A 14,816-nucleotide genomic window follows, 5' to 3' on the forward strand; every position below is an offset into this window, starting at 1 on the left:
ACCTCTGAAAGTTCTCCCAGGGTCACCTTGGGAGCGCTCGAAAGAAGACTGGCATTTTTTTCTGATACAGCCACTTCAGGAGATGGACTTGTTTGAGGACTTGCACTAATCAGTTTGTCTGCAGGAGGAGAGACAGGATCCTTTTCTGCAACAACCTCCTTATCTGTCGACGTTGCTTGGTCGGCTACTGCTAGTGTTGCTACGGGGCTTGTAGCAGCTACTGGTATATTCGATTCAGGCTTTTGAGACGCTTCCTCCTTAGGAGAGAGGTCATCACTTGCTGGAACTTCATTTGAAACAGGAGAAGTTTCTGCTGTACTTGGCTGTCCCACATGAGAGGTCAAGGCTGGTTCTTGACTATTCGTAGCCACTTCCTCCGCCTGGACATGGCGCGCCAAAACAACTGGACTCAGTAACAAACTTGCAAAAACAATCGAAACAAGGCTAGATTTTTTCATATACAAACTCCTTTGAAAGGTGACGTTTTAACGGGTTATCCGAAACGACAATAAGTAGACAAGATCATTTTTCAATAGATGCAGTAAAAACAAACCCTCCTTTCAACAACTGCATCTCCTCCTGTCCGCAAGCTAGAATTCCTCTCATCTGGTATTCAGCTAGCTTTCAAACAGGATAACAATTTAACTGACAGCAGGGAAGATCCTACAGACATTCCTTCCTGTCAATCAAATGATGGAGACACTTCTTCGACTGATAGTCCCTTTTTAGACAGATTGAGCCAACTTGAACAAAACCGAAAAAAATAGTTCCTATTCATGAGGGCAAAATCCCCATTTGTCCCATGCGAGAGCTCGTTTCCATCCTATTTTTCTTTTATCCAATAAAGACAGCGTTTTCGAGAGTGCAAACCTTTGCCCTATCCTGTCATTTTTGGTAAAATAAGGCATTATTCACGAAAGATGAGAACAAAATGGAAAATCAAACCTTAATGCAATATTTTGAATGGTACTTACCTTCGGATGGCCAACACTGGTCCCGCTTAGCTGCAGATGCTCCTCACCTGGCAGATTTGGGCATTCGTAAAATCTGGATGCCACCTGCTTTTAAAGCAACATCTGCCAATGATGTCGGCTATGGCGTTTATGACCTTTTTGACCTTGGAGAGTTTGACCAAAAAGGGACTGTCCGCACCAAGTATGGATTCAAAGAGGACTACTTGCAAGCCATTCAGGCCTTAAAAGAAGCTGGAATCCAGCCGATGGCTGATGTGGTCCTCAACCATAAGGCAGCAGCCGATGGCCTTGAAAAGTTTGAAGTGGTCGAAGTGGACCCTAACGATCGGACCATCGTCTTGACAGAGCCTTTTACTATCAAGGGCTGGACCAAATTTACCTTTGATGGCCGAAATGGAGCCTACAATGACTTCCACTGGCACTGGTACCACTTCACCGGTACCGACTACGATGCTTCCCGCAATAAGAGTGGGATTTACCAGATCCAAGGGGAAAACAAAGGTTGGGCACAAGATGATCTGGTCGACAGCGAAAACGGCAACTATGATTACCTCATGTACGCTGATATCGACTTCAAACACCCAGAAGTGGTCGAAAACCTCAACCAATGGGCTGAATGGTTTATTGAAACAACTGGGGTAGAAGGCTTCCGTCTCGATGCGGTTAAACACATCGACTCCTTCTTTATGAAGAACTTCATCCAACAAATCACGGACAAATATGGAGACGATTTCTATGTATTTGGTGAGTTTTGGAATGGGGATGAACAAAGCAACAATGACTACCTAGCTAGCATTGACTATCAGTTTGACTTAGTCGACGTTGCCCTCCACCAAAATCTCTTTAGAGCTAGCCAAGAAGGGGAAAACTTTGATTTAACCACTATTTTCAATGGTACGCTCGCAAGCAATCATCCAGAAAGTGCTGTAACCTTTGTTGATAATCACGACACCCAAAGAGGCCAAGCCTTAGAATCCACCGTTAGTGAATGGTTCAAGCCTGCCGCTTATGCCCTCATTCTCCTCCGCGAGGCTGGACTTCCATGTGTCTTTTACGGAGACTATTACGGCATTTCAGGGGACTTTGCCCAACAAGATTTCCAAGCCGAGCTGGATCAACTCCTTCGTATCCGCAAAGACTTATCCTACGGTGAACAAAGAGACTACTTTGACGATCCTAACTGCATTGGTTGGACTCGCTCTGGAACGGAAGAGTCTGCTCCTATCGCCTGCGTGATTTCAAATGCGGCTGCATCTGCCAAACGCATGGAAATCGGCCAAGCATATGCAGGACAGACCTACTACGATGCCCTAGGAAATTACCAAGAACCCGTTCAAATCCAAGAAGACGGCTGGGCTGATTTCCCAGTCTCAGAACGCTCTGTCAGCGTATGGATTTTAGCAGACTAACTAGAAAATTTAATTGACTGAAGAGGCTAGGACAAAAGTTCTAGCCTTTCAATTGTCTTTGGATTGTCGAGCAAGACGCAGCGGTTGAGTGGGCTCTACTACGCTGATTTCATCAGCTTTTACAGCCCTACTCAACTGTGCGGAGGTGGGACGACGAAATCGAATTCTAACGAATTACCGATTTCTGTCCCACTCTCATTCTTATATTTTATAGCAAACCACAGGTCCATTCTAACACCTTAGGAAAGCGCTGTCAATTCCTTATCTTATTCTGTTAACAAATTCATAAAAAGAAAAAACTCGCCCACTTCCAACATCGGAAATGAACGAGTTTGATCCTCTAAGAAGCCAAGGGCTCCTTTTATCTTAGCTTAATTCCGCAACAATCGCTTTGAGTTGTTCTTTGGTGTGAACACCAGCGACTTGTTTCACCACTTGGCCATCTTTCTTGAACAAGAGTGTTGGGATAGACATGATGCCAAAGTTACGAGCAGTGTTTGGATTTTCATCCACATCCATCTTAAAGATTTTCAAGTCATCTTCATGGATCTCTTCTGCCAACTGTTCCAAGATTGGGGCCTGCATCCGGCAAGGACCACACCAAGTTGCCCAAAAGTCCACCAAGACCAAGCCTTGGCTAGTTTCTTGTTCAAATGTTGCATCTGTTAGTACGTGTACCATAGTTCCTCCTTTGATCAGTGCTTTCCACTAATCTCTCATTGATAGTTCTATTCTACACCAAAATTCAAGTTTTTAGAAATATTTGCTACGTTCTCAGCCTTGGACATCTTCTTTCTTTTTCTTCCAGAAAAGAAGGCTAGACAAGAGGAGGGTACCTAACCCATAGAATCCTATCCATTCCTCTTCAGTGCCTGTTTGAGGAAGCTGACCTGCTTTTTCTTGCGCTGCAACAACTGCTTTACCCGTCTCATAGACAAATGTTTGTCCATAAGCAACAGATAGAGATTCTGGTTTTGCAGTTTCTTTCTCAGCCGTTTTGACGAGAGGACGAAGATTTGTACTAGCAGGAATCTCTGATTTACCATATCTTTCAGGATCTGGAAGGACTGGCAGATGGTATTCTTCGATGTAATGAACTGCTGGTTCTACCAATTTAGCTCCTTGAATCTCTGGAAGGGCAGCATATGCTGTATCAGCTGCGTTAGGAAGATAAGTAGCTACTTGCGAACGCGTCCCTTCTACAGTCGGAATGGTCGCACGGATAGAATCTGTCTTGAAGGTGACTTCGTAAGGATTTTCAACGGTTAAGTCAGATGGATCATAGGTATTGAAGACTAGGGCTAATTTGTGGCCCTTTTTAACCGTATAGAGGTTTGGTTGGAGATGGACCGTATAGTCGTGGAATTCTCCAACTTTTGGCTCGATACTATTTCTTGAGCTGGCTGAATCATAGCCAGACTCAGGGTTGGCCAGGTTGATCCATCCTTTGGCAATGACCTTGTATTTAGTCTTAATGGTCTCAAACTCTGCTACAGAGAGATTAGAAAGGTTACTTCCCATCCAGAAGCCGTCTGCTTTTTTATCTGCTTTGACGCCACCGTTGCCGACCACATCAAATTCCTCATCAGAGACGTCGACTAAAAGGGCATTGATCTGGAAGTTTTTGCCTTTCCCCTTAGCCAGGGCTGCCTTGAAGTGCACAGGGATATGCCCTTTGATGGTAGTATCTTCTGTCACCTCTGACACAAAGGTCATGTTGGCTTTTGAAGAACCTTGACTCACAGTTTCGTTGCGTTTAGCAATCTCTATGCCAGCTCTTGCGTAATCACTTGAAATCGTCTCTTCCAAGCGTTTCGACTGGGCATTGAGGAAGAGGCGTTGTGAAGTCTTCCAGTTATCATAAGTGGTCCACTTACTTGGGTCATAGTTGTTTTGAGCCAAGACAGCTGGTAATTTGTCAACTTGATTCTCTACCCCGTACAAGTAATGACTAAGCCAGGTATTCAAAAGATCATAGAAATCTTGGCCATTGGCCTGAATACCATAACCACGAGACATGGCTGCTGGATAGACGTGGTCTCCCTGGTGGAGATAGAGCTTGACATTTTGGCCTGCCTTCTTGAGGGCATCGTACATGAGTTCAAAATGCTTGGTTTTAACGTTGTCATCATTCAAGCCGTGAACCAAGAGGGCGCTAGTCTTGAATTTTTCAGGATGAAGGGTATAATCCCGCTCCTTCCAGACATCGCTGTAATTGCGTTCGTGCGCATTTTGGTCCTTGTTGAGCTGGTTGATATAGTTGGCATAATTTTGCCAAATGCCTGCCCAGTCTTTTTCATCTAGGATCCGAGTACCGACATAGAGGGACAACCAAGATAAATCACTATATGGTGGGTTCCCATAAGCTGTTCCTTGACTATTGAAATAGTCATACCAAGAAGCGATCCCAGCAGCTGGAACGATGGTCTTCAAGCCTTCGACTCCTGTACTTGCCACACCAAAGGTCGTGGTTCCAGCCCAGGATAGACCGGTCATGGCAACATTTCCTGTGGCCCAGTCTGCCTTGATTTCAACATTGCTAGTCTTATCGGTGTAGGCCTTGCGCTTGCCATTGACCCACTCGATAATATTCTTAAAGGCATTGATTTCGAGATCAGAGCCTGTGGTGTTAAATCCTTCTGATCCCTTGGTACCAAGCCCAGCACTAGAGATAAAGGCATAGCCTCTGACCAAGAAATAGTCGTACCAGTTGAGATTTTCGTAGTCATAGATATACTCGTAGGGACTGTAGTAATACCAATCCGAAGCCTTGGCCTTCTTAGCTGCATCTACAGTTGACGAGTTTCCAACTGCTTGTCGTTTAGCAGGTTGCTCCCGCAACTTCTTCATATCATAGGAGCCATCTGTCGGCAAGCCCAAGCTTTTAAGAGTCACATAGTTCTCATCCAAGGTTCCTGCTACATAAGGACGCGCTTCCAGAATGGTCGCCGCCTTGAAGTCTCCCCTGGCAACTGCCTTAGGCAACTGGACAATGGCCTTGACTAGATCCGGCTTGCCATCCGCATCTGTATCGTAATCGGTCTCCACATAGACTGGGAAGCGGACGATTTCGCTATCCTCATAGTGGTAGTCTTCATCTGATTTTTCCCCAGTTGTATAAGGAAAGATGGGTTGAGCCCGCCCATTTAAAAAGAGAGGAGCTTTCTTTTCAGAGCGATAGGCATCATAGAGTTTCTTAGCAATGCTATACATATTGGTCAGCTCTTCTTGACTGACCTTGCGGTTCAAGTCCTCTTGAGTGCTGATCATCCCTAGACTCTTAGCAAATCGTTCCCGATCCGCAGCCGATTGACCGACCTGTTTGGAATCCGTCGAAGCCCACTGAAGCAATTCATCAACAGCATTTTGAACCGTTAATTCCTTATCCTTGAGCTCACTATTTGCCAAGCTTCCTGTATAAGAAGTCAAGGCTTGTCCTGTTGCTGGTGTTGATGTTTCCGTCGAAGCAGCTGGACTAGCTGGGACACCTGCCCCCTGAGGTGCCTGTGGGTGGTTTGTTTTCTCAGTTACCGTCACAGTCTTTTCTTGTTCGACTGGCTTGTCAACCTTCTCCGTCTCTGCCAGAGCAATTGGACTCGGTCCTGCAGGTTCAGAAACCTCTACTTCCTTCTTAGGTTCCACACTTGGAGCGGATGCTATTTGATCTGCTTGAGATTGGGAAGTTGCTCCTTCAGAAGCTACAGGCTCCGGAGCCACCTGAGTCACGACTTCTTTCGTTGGAGCAAGCTCTGGTAGGTTCTCATCTGCTGCTACCACTTGATTTAAGACAAAGGGGGCTAGTAGCAGGCTTGAAGCCACCATGGACACCACTGTTTTCTTTTTCATAAAAGAGACCTCACTATTTTGTAATCAATACAGCTATTATACTATGTAAGCACTTTTATAGCAAATTCTGAACAAGAAAAAAATCGAGGCAAATTTGCCTCGATCAAAAGATATTTATTTCACGTGATCTTTTAATTCTTCTTGAGCTTTTTGGTTAGACTCTGCTTGCTCTTTCTTCCATTTTTCAAGAGCTTTGTTGTAGTCTTCGGTTGTTACAGCCTTGTCTTGAAGTTCCATACCTTTGTAGACAACGTTGTCTTTCCCTTTACCACCAGTCCAGCCAAATGGTGCTGAGAATGGTACGACACGAGTCAAGAATGGACGACCAGTCTTAGAAGTAGTTGGGATGACCAAAGCACTATCCGTCAACCAAGCTTGAGCTGCAGCATATTTCTCATAACGTTTGTTAAGGTCTTGTGTTTCAGCTCCTGCTTCTGTTACCATCTTCTCAAAGTCGTACAAGCCAACTTTCTTAGCTGCCTCATTGTTTTCGCTTGGGTCAAATCCAAGGAAGGTACGAGTGTTTTCACCAGAAGAAGCTTTCAAGATATCAAGGTAAGTTGATGGGTCTTGATAGTCTGGGCTCCATCCGACGTTATCTGAGATATCCCAGTCTTCGTCTTCTGCTTTAGCAGCAAAGAGGGTTACGTTCAAGAGATCTTCTTTTGATACCATATGGATATCGACAACGACGTTTTCTTTTCCAAGCGTACTTTCAACTGATTGTTTGAAGGATTGAGCACGTTGAACCTTAGATTGAGTCGTTTGGTCTACTGGCATATCCAAGTGGATTGGGAATTTCACGCCATCTGCTTCAAGTGCAGATTTGGCTTTGGCAAACTCTTCTTTGGCTTGTTTTTCGTTGTAAAGACCATTTTGACCATCGTCAAGATTTGCATCTTTCCACTCGTCTCCATAAGTCACCAACTCAGATTTAACCATCTCACCGAAGGTCTTGCCATCTGCTTGAACGAATGTAGGTGGGATGTACAAGTTACGGATCAGTTTGCTTGCTCCATCTTTACCATTTGCTTGGGCAGCATAGGCTTCACGGTCAAAGGCAAAGCTGATTGATTGACGGAAGTCTTTGTTCAAAAGAGCTTTCTTAGTAGATGATTTTTCTTCATCTGTTGTTTTTGCAGTGTACTTGTAAGACTGACGGTCGATATTCACACCGATAACGAAGGTGCTGGCATCTTGAGGTGTGTAGATGATTTCATCTTTAAACTTCTTAGCCTGGTCTGTAAATCCAGGTCCAGTTGGGAACAATTTAGCAAGGCTAAGAGCGTTGTCCTCAAATGAGTTCGCTAATTTACTTTGGTCTTGACCATCATAGTACTCGAGCTTAACATCTGTGATGTGAACATTGTCCTTATCCCAGTAGTTTTCATTCTTGCTCATCTCGATAGATGATTTAGAAGTGAAGCTCTTCAAGATGTATGGACCATTGTAAAGAAGAGAGCTAGTGTCACTTGCTTGGGCAAATTTATCCCCTTTAGATTCTACGAATTTCTCGTTGATTGGGAAAGTGATCCCAAGAGTCAACTTAGAATTCCAGAAAGGCTCTGCCTGGTTCAAAGTGATTTGAAGGGTATGGTCATCAACTGCTTTAATGCCTACATTTTTGAAGTCTGAAGTCTTACCTTCAACATAATCATTCAAGCCCTTGATAGAGTTTTGAATGATGTAGAGCATTTCAGACTTGTGGTCAGCGGCATACTTGATCCCTGCAACGAAGTCATCTGCTGTCACATCCGCATACTCTTCCCCTTCTGAATCATACCATTTGGCATCATCACGAAGTTTGTAAGTATAAGTCAAGCCATCTTGAGAAACTGTCCAATCTTTAGCAAGTGAAGGAATCAAATTTCCATACTTGTCGTTTTCAAACAAACCATCAATCAAGTTTCCTGTGATTTCGTGGGTTGCAGCTTTACCAGATGTGATGTAGTTCAAGTTTTCAGGTTCTGTCTCATAGACGTAAGAGAATTTTTGACCTGCTTCACTTGTTTTTGAGCTTGAGCTTGATGATTTAGAACCACCAGAACATGCTGCAAGAATACCTGCTGAAAGAAGAGCTACTCCTGCAAGAGCAATGACATTTCTTTTTTTCATTGTTTACTCCTAATAAATTTTTAAGGTTGTCTTAAGATTATACCACAAAGATTTTCAGAAGAGAAGTAATTTTCTGAAAATTTATTAAATTTTGTAATTTTTTTAACTAATAAAAAAACATTAGATATTTTTTTGATACCTAATGTTTTTAAATATATTCCTAAACAGAGGCTACGACTTCAATAAGTGTTCCTTTACAACATCAATTAATTAAAGCAATAAAATTCTCAATCATCTTGAGGCCATCTGGACTACCAATACTTTCTGGATGGAACTGCAGACCATAAATCGGAAGGTTCTTATGTTGTAAGGCCATAATCTCCTGGTCATCATGTGTAATGGCAGTGACTTCAAAATCCTCTGGTAACTGGTCTACTACTAATGAATGATAACGCATAATTGGAACATTGTTTTCAATTCCCTTGAAAATGGGAGAAGGTGCTTGAAAATGGAGATGACTTTGCTTGCCATGCATCACATTTTTAGCCAGACGAAGATGCCCACCAAATGATTCGGCTAAAGCTTGATGGCCCAAACATATTCCAAGCATGGGTTTTTTCCCAGCAAAATCTTGGATCAACTTCTCCATCATACCCGCATCTGCAGGCCAACCAGGACCTGGTGAAAAGACTAGTGCATCTGCCTTCTCACTTTGCTCATACAATCGCTCATCATCATTTCGAAGGACCGTCACCTCAGCAAAAACACCAATATATTGAGCTAAATTATAGGTAAAAGAATCATAGTTATCTATCAGTAAAATCACAGACTATCTCCAAATTATCTTTTATATTATGTTTATAGAACTTTGTAACAAATCCATCTCTAGTACAAGTAATCAGGGAGTAAGTGATTTCGAATCCAACTCCTATTTCACCAAGTCACTCTTGAGATAGGCATCGACCATACGCTCTGTCGCCACCACAGAATCCATGTGGGTCCGCTCATAAGAGTGGCTAGACTCGATCCCTGCTCCGAGAAGGCCATGCTTAACTTCTGCTCCTGCGCTCATGGCTGCAGAGGCATCCGAGCCATAGAAAGGATAGATGTCCAGTTTGTAAGGGATGTTTTGCTCCTTGGCCAAGGCCACCAAGTGCTGGCGGAAACCATAGTGGTAAGGACCAGAAGCATCTTTGACACAGATAGAAACCGTGTACTCGTCTGTCTGCTGGTCATCTCCCATAGCCCCCATGTCTACTGCCAAATATTCAACCGCTTGAGCTGGGATGCTAGAGTTAGCCCCATGTCCCACTTCTTCAAAGACAGAAAAGGCAAAGTGAGTCGTCACTGGTAGGGTCACGCCTTCTTCCTTGTAGACGCGAAGGAGATTAAGCAAGATGGCAGCGCTGACCTTGTCATCCAGGTGACGAGACTTGATAAAGCCCGTATCTGTGACGATGGTCCGAGCATCAAAGCTGATAAAGTCTCCCACTTCAATCCCCAAGTCACGGGTTTCTTTTTCAGAGGTCACTTTTTCATCCAAGCGCACTTCCATATTGTCCTGGGTCCGCTCTACAGTTCCCGCATCCTTGTAGACGTGGCAAGAGGTTTGGTGGACAAGGATAGTACCGGAGTGGGTCTTACCAGTATTGGCCACATGGACCGTACAGTTTTCCCCTTCAATCATGTTCCAAGGGAAACCACCGATACGGTCTAGCTTGAGACGGCCATCTGGTTTCACAGCACGGACAATTGCTCCCAAAGTATCCACATGGGCCGTGATGTAGCGGTGTTGCTCGTCATTCTCACCCTTGAGAACAACGGTTACGCCCCCCTTAGCTGTCCGAACAGGGCTGTAGCCCATGTCTGTCAAAGTCTTGACCAAGTAAGCTGCCACTTCTTCCGTAAAGCCTGTCGGTGATGCGATGGCTGTGAGTTCTTTTAGATATTCGACTGTTTGATTCATGAATTTCTCCTTCAATAATCTGCTAGTACGATTATAGCACGACTGCCCCTAAAAGACTAGCTCCGACAGAAAGCAAAAAGAGGCTGGGACAAAAGTCCTGGCCTCTCAATTGTCTTTGGATTGTCGAGCAAGACGCAGTGGTTGAGTGGGCTCTACTACGCTGATTTCATCAGCTTTTACAGCCCTACTCAACTGTGCGGAGGTGGGACGACGAAATCGAATTCTAACGAATTACCGATTTCTGTCCCACTCTCTCTTTCTTTATTTCTTTTCAGATCCAATCTGTAGCTGTAGAAACTGAGTCCCCACAGAGAAGACAGAGGCCTTAGCTACTCAAACCTCCAACAAACTTATAAGCAGTTACCAAAGCATTTGTCATGGTATCACGGGTTGCTTTGAAGGCCTCGATAAAGGCAGCACGGTGCTCTTCTGGGAATAGCGTTGTATCATCTCCAAATTGAGCAAGTGTTTCATTCACAGAAGCCAACTCTTCATCCATCTTCTTGATACCAGGTTCTATGGTCTTGAAGTAAGATTCTTGTTCAGATTTTGGCAACTTTTCTCCCAATTCATTGGCATGCTTCTTATAATTTTCAGCTAGTTTAGCATAAAGCGCCTTGATTTCCCCAATGGTTTTCGCATTTTCAATTTCTTGATCCGTTACCAAAACAACTTCTGGAGCTGTTACTTGAGCGCCAGAGCCTGATGAAGACTGACTGGAAGAACTACTTGTATCATCCGTCAACTCAAATTTCTTTGAAGAAAATGATTTCTTCTTAGATGAGGATGTTTTCTTAGAGGAAGAAGATTTCTTTTCCACCTTGCTAGAAGATTTCTCTGAAGAAGCCTCTGGTTTTGCAGTTTGATTTCCCGAACATGCGACCAAGGTCAAGACTGAAAGCAAAGTGATTCCACTTGCGACTAATTTTTTCATGGTTCTCTCCTATAAATATTTTTACTTTTGTAAATTATATCTAAAATTATTTCGAATGTCAAAACACTATAATATCTATATTTCCCTCTCTTACCTTAGGGTTAACTCAGGATTAAATGGTCATTAGACTTTTCTTAAATTGTCGGACTTTTATCATTTGGGACAAAAGACTTGCAAACTGATAAATATTTAATTATAATCATTCTAAATAAGAAATCAGGAGACAAGTATGACTGAAACAAAACATGGGGTTGATGCCTCTTTTAACGACCGCTTAAATATCTTACGGGCTGGAGTGCTCGGTGCCAATGATGGCATTATCTCAATCGCTGGAGTTGTCATTGGGGTTGCCAGTGCAACCAGTAACCTCTGGATCATCTTTCTATCTGGCCTTTCTGCAATTCTAGCTGGTGCCTTCTCTATGGCAGGTGGTGAATACGTGTCTGTATCGACTCAAAAGGATACAGAAGAAGCCGCTGTGAGTCGAGAACAAGCCCTTTTGGACCGCGATCCAAAAGCTGCACGCGACTCCCTCTACGCAACCTATATTCAAAATGGGGAATGCGAAACAGCTGCTCAAATCATGACCGAGCGGGCCTTTCTCAAACACCCTCTCAAGGCCTTGGTGGAAGAAAAGTATGGCCTAGAGTTTGAAGAGTTTACCAATCCATGGCATGCGGCTATATCTAGCTTTGTTGCCTTTGTCCTCGGATCTCTTCCTCCCATGCTGTCCATCCTTCTCTTTCCCAAAGAAATCCGAATCCCCGCAACAGTGATCATCGTAGCCCTTTCCCTCCTCTTTACTGGCTACACCAGCGCCAAGCTAGGAAAAGCCCCAACCAAGCAAGCCATGATCCGTAACTTGGTCATCGGCCTACTTACTATGGGTGTTACCTACCTCTTTGGACAATTGTTTAGTATTTAAAAAAGCTGAGACTTCTGTCTCAGCTATTGAAGATAAAATCTTCAAAAAAACTTTCCTTAGGTGAGTACGGAGGTTAGGTGAAATTATCCAGTGGATGATTTCAGCAATCCAGGAAGTTCCATGACTAATTATTGAGCCTCCTCGCTCTTTATTTTCTAGGCTCAGGCTAAAACAGTTCCCCAAACTGTTTTACTCTCAATAATTCCGAGTGCCTGAAACAATTGTGTTTCAGGCACTATGCACACAGCGGAAAGTTTTAGATATTCTTAAATGACTAAAAATAGAAGTCATTATATTGAAGAATCATCTAGATAGTTTACATAAAAAGTAGTTTCTCTACATTCTAAGAGGCTGGGACAAAAGTCCTAGCCTCTTAATTGTATTTGTATTGGGAGCAAGACGCAGTGGTTGAGTGGTCTCTACTACGCTGATTTCAGCAGCTTTTACAGCCCTATTCAATTGTGCGGAGGTGGGACGACGAAATCGAATTCTTACGAATGACCGATTTCTGTCCCACTCTATTTTCTTATGCTTCCAATAGGGCTTGGGCTTGTTTTTCCAATCCTGCGATGGCTTCGTCTGTTAAGACCAATTCACCTGTTGCCCAGGCTTCTGGGTTAATGGTTGTTCCTGTGAAGTCTCCCACTACTTGGGTACGAACGAATGGTAAGAGGGATTGGTAGGCTGCAAACATTGGCTCGTGTCCAGCATTAGCGACTGAAGAGACTGTTACGATCTTGTCTTGAAGGGCAGATGGACCACGAGTTTCTGATAGGTCAAGGGCACGGCTGAGCCAGTCGAGCAAGTTTTTCACCACACCTGGAATGGCAAAGTTATAGACTGGTGAGAAGATCCAGATGGCGTCCGTAGCAAGGACTGCATCACGCGCCGCCTGCACCGCTGGCAAAGTTGGCGTTTCCAAATCTTGGTTCATCATCGGGATGTCCTTGTAGTCCAAGTACGTCACTGTTGCTTTTCCTTCAAGAAGGCTTTCTGCTTTCTGAGCCATTTGTTGGTTGAATGATCCTTGACGAAGAGATCCGACGATAAATAAAATGTTTTTCATAGTTGTTTCCTCTTTCTGTTGTAAGTTTATTTATTACAAAAACTATTATACACGGCCTAGATGTAATGTCAAGAATTACATCTTGAAATATCACTAATTTTTACTATTTCTGTTTTTTCTTTCAAAACCCTAATTTATCAAGGTTTCTAACCTTTTCTGACGCGGGTTACAATCCCATCCGGGTCTGTAAACTCGAGCTCGCCTGAGGTCAGCCAGGTGACTGGTGTCTCCTGCTCTTTTGCTCGCTCTGCGATGGCAACCAGATCTTCTTTCTGTTCTACGTGGATGACATAATAGGCAAGGCCGGGAAGCTGGGCTTCGCGTTTGGCTAAGTGCTTGCCACCCCACTCATTGACTGCCAGGTGATGGTGGTAGTTCCCAGAAGCGATCCAGCTGGCTGATGGAACGGTGAACTTATCTGACAGGTCTAGTACCTTCTGATAAAAGGCTGACGCTGCTTGGCTATCTCTCACAGAGAGATGGTTATGCCCTATTCGGGTAGCAGACGCTATCCGGAAAGGCTCCACCTTGCGCCCCATTTCATAGATTTCTTGCGCAGACAGCTCCTCCGTCACACCGATGATACGGCCATCCTCACGGATATCCCACTCCGCCACTGGCTTATCCCGGTAGAGCTCAATGCCGTTGCCCTCTGGATCTTCAAGATAGAGAGCCTCACTGTAGCCGTGGTCGGCAGCTCCGACAAAAGGAACATTCAACTCAGCCATATGCTTAAAGACATCCGCCAAGTCCTCCCGACTAGGTAGGAGAATGGCCATGTGATAGAGACCATAGCTAGCCTTAACAGACTCAGTCCGATCCGTTTCGATGAGATGCACCAAGGGCTTGCCTCCAGCCCCAAGAAGGACTTCCTCCTCATTCTGAGACAAAATCTCCAAACCCAGAATCTGGGTGTAAAAAGCGGTCTGACGAGCCAGATCCTTCACATTGAGCACTGCTTCTGCCAAATAAATCTTGCTATTGTATGCGTAGGTCATAGGTTTCTCCTTTTTGGTTTTGTTTTGTTGTAACATTTTATATTACATCATTATACACTCTTTTATAAAAGAAGCAAGAAAAACAACTCGACAAAAACCCCTCCTTAGAAAACTAAGGAGGGGTTTTGTGTTCGTAGAGATATAATAATGGACGTATTATTGAAATGCTTGTGGAACTTCTGCCACTTTCTTATCATAGGATTTCTGTAAGCTCAGCCAAGTTTTCTTCGAAATATTAGTAAACTTCGCTAGTTTCTGAGCAATATCATTGCTAATCGACTGCTCACCATTCACTAATTTACTGATAGTCTTTGCTGAAACTCCTAAGCGCTCCGCAAATTCTTTCTGAGTTACGTTATGATCTTCAATCAACTCTTCAACATACTGACCTGGATGAAAAGCAATCTGGTCTTTGTATTCAACAATTTTCTTACTCATAGTGATTGCTGATCTCCTCTATTTTTAGGATTTCGATTTCAACAGGACTAGGAAATACCTTTTCTAAATCCTCCTCACGAAATTCTACAATCAACCGATAGGAAATGTAATCTGTTAATCAACAAATTGCTCTCTAAATTATATCTTCAATAATATTGAACTTTTCAATTACTATAAACATTATCAATAGAAAAATTCTGAGCTG

At 43.7% G+C, this 14,816-nt stretch carries 10 protein-coding genes and 3 pseudogenes; 2 read left to right on the top strand and 11 right to left on the bottom strand.

Annotated features, from left to right (window positions below; all coding sequences use genetic code 11):
• A pseudogene (locus ACLOR3_RS07370) lies at positions 1 to 458 on the bottom strand (CocE/NonD family hydrolase); the annotation flags it as partial.
• A 473-nt stretch (positions 459 to 931) separates the two neighbouring features.
• Here ACLOR3_RS07370 and ACLOR3_RS07375 point away from each other — a divergent pair.
• Positions 932 to 2,383, top strand: a complete 1,452-nt coding sequence (locus tag ACLOR3_RS07375) for an alpha-amylase (protein ID WP_411399875.1) — start codon at positions 932 to 934, stop codon at positions 2,381 to 2,383.
• Between the two features lie 366 nt (positions 2,384 to 2,749).
• Here the strand turns inward: ACLOR3_RS07375 and trxA are convergent, their stop codons facing one another.
• From trxA to ACLOR3_RS07405, 6 genes are all read right to left on the bottom strand, one after another.
• Complete coding sequence (gene trxA, locus ACLOR3_RS07380; protein WP_006595996.1) at positions 2,750 to 3,064, bottom strand: thioredoxin; 315 nt, start codon at positions 3,062 to 3,064, stop codon at positions 2,750 to 2,752.
• A 93-nt stretch (positions 3,065 to 3,157) separates the two neighbouring features.
• Entirely contained in the window at positions 3,158 to 6,229 is a 3,072-nt protein-coding gene (locus ACLOR3_RS07385; protein ID WP_411399876.1) for a CocE/NonD family hydrolase, read from the bottom strand.
• A gap of 114 nt (positions 6,230 to 6,343) precedes the next feature.
• The gene (locus tag ACLOR3_RS07390; protein WP_411399877.1) at positions 6,344 to 8,344 is read right to left on the bottom strand and encodes a peptide ABC transporter substrate-binding protein; all 2,001 of its coding nucleotides are present in this window, start codon (positions 8,342 to 8,344) and stop codon (positions 6,344 to 6,346) included.
• Positions 8,345 to 8,546: 202 nt separating this feature from the next.
• On the bottom strand, positions 8,547 to 9,110 hold the full coding sequence (locus ACLOR3_RS07395) for an aminodeoxychorismate/anthranilate synthase component II (protein WP_411399878.1): 564 nt from the start codon (positions 9,108 to 9,110) through the stop codon (positions 8,547 to 8,549).
• Positions 9,111 to 9,212: 102 nt separating this feature from the next.
• Entirely contained in the window at positions 9,213 to 10,250 is a 1,038-nt protein-coding gene (locus ACLOR3_RS07400; protein ID WP_411399879.1) for a M42 family metallopeptidase, read from the bottom strand.
• A gap of 325 nt (positions 10,251 to 10,575) precedes the next feature.
• Positions 10,576 to 11,184, bottom strand: coding sequence for a hypothetical protein (locus ACLOR3_RS07405; RefSeq protein ID WP_411399880.1), 609 nt, complete (start codon positions 11,182 to 11,184; stop codon positions 10,576 to 10,578).
• A 229-nt stretch (positions 11,185 to 11,413) separates the two neighbouring features.
• On the opposite strand from ACLOR3_RS07405, the gene ACLOR3_RS07410 reads away from it, so the two are divergent.
• Complete coding sequence (locus ACLOR3_RS07410; RefSeq protein ID WP_195348322.1) at positions 11,414 to 12,109, top strand: VIT1/CCC1 transporter family protein; 696 nt, start codon at positions 11,414 to 11,416, stop codon at positions 12,107 to 12,109.
• Between the two features lie 526 nt (positions 12,110 to 12,635).
• Here ACLOR3_RS07410 and ACLOR3_RS07415 read toward each other — a convergent pair.
• The 4 genes and pseudogenes from ACLOR3_RS07415 to ACLOR3_RS07430 all read right to left on the bottom strand — a co-directional run.
• Positions 12,636 to 13,175 carry an NADPH-dependent FMN reductase gene (locus tag ACLOR3_RS07415; RefSeq protein WP_411399881.1) on the bottom strand — a complete coding sequence of 180 codons (540 nt, stop codon included), beginning with the start codon at positions 13,173 to 13,175 and terminating at the stop codon, positions 12,636 to 12,638.
• Between the two features lie 146 nt (positions 13,176 to 13,321).
• Complete coding sequence (locus tag ACLOR3_RS07420) at positions 13,322 to 14,173, bottom strand: VOC family protein (RefSeq protein ID WP_411399882.1); 852 nt, start codon at positions 14,171 to 14,173, stop codon at positions 13,322 to 13,324.
• A 174-nt stretch (positions 14,174 to 14,347) separates the two neighbouring features.
• Positions 14,348 to 14,611: pseudogene (locus ACLOR3_RS07425) on the bottom strand (HigA family addiction module antitoxin); the annotation flags it as partial.
• Positions 14,604 to 14,714: pseudogene (locus ACLOR3_RS07430) on the bottom strand (addiction module toxin RelE); the annotation flags it as partial. The pseudogenes ACLOR3_RS07430 and ACLOR3_RS07425, both read right to left, overlap by 8 nt.
• Positions 14,715 to 14,816: the final 102 nt, after the last annotated feature.

Origin of the sequence: Streptococcus intestinihominis, assembly GCF_046824975.1 — a bacterium.
In the GTDB taxonomy this organism is placed as follows: domain Bacteria; phylum Bacillota; class Bacilli; order Lactobacillales; family Streptococcaceae; genus Streptococcus.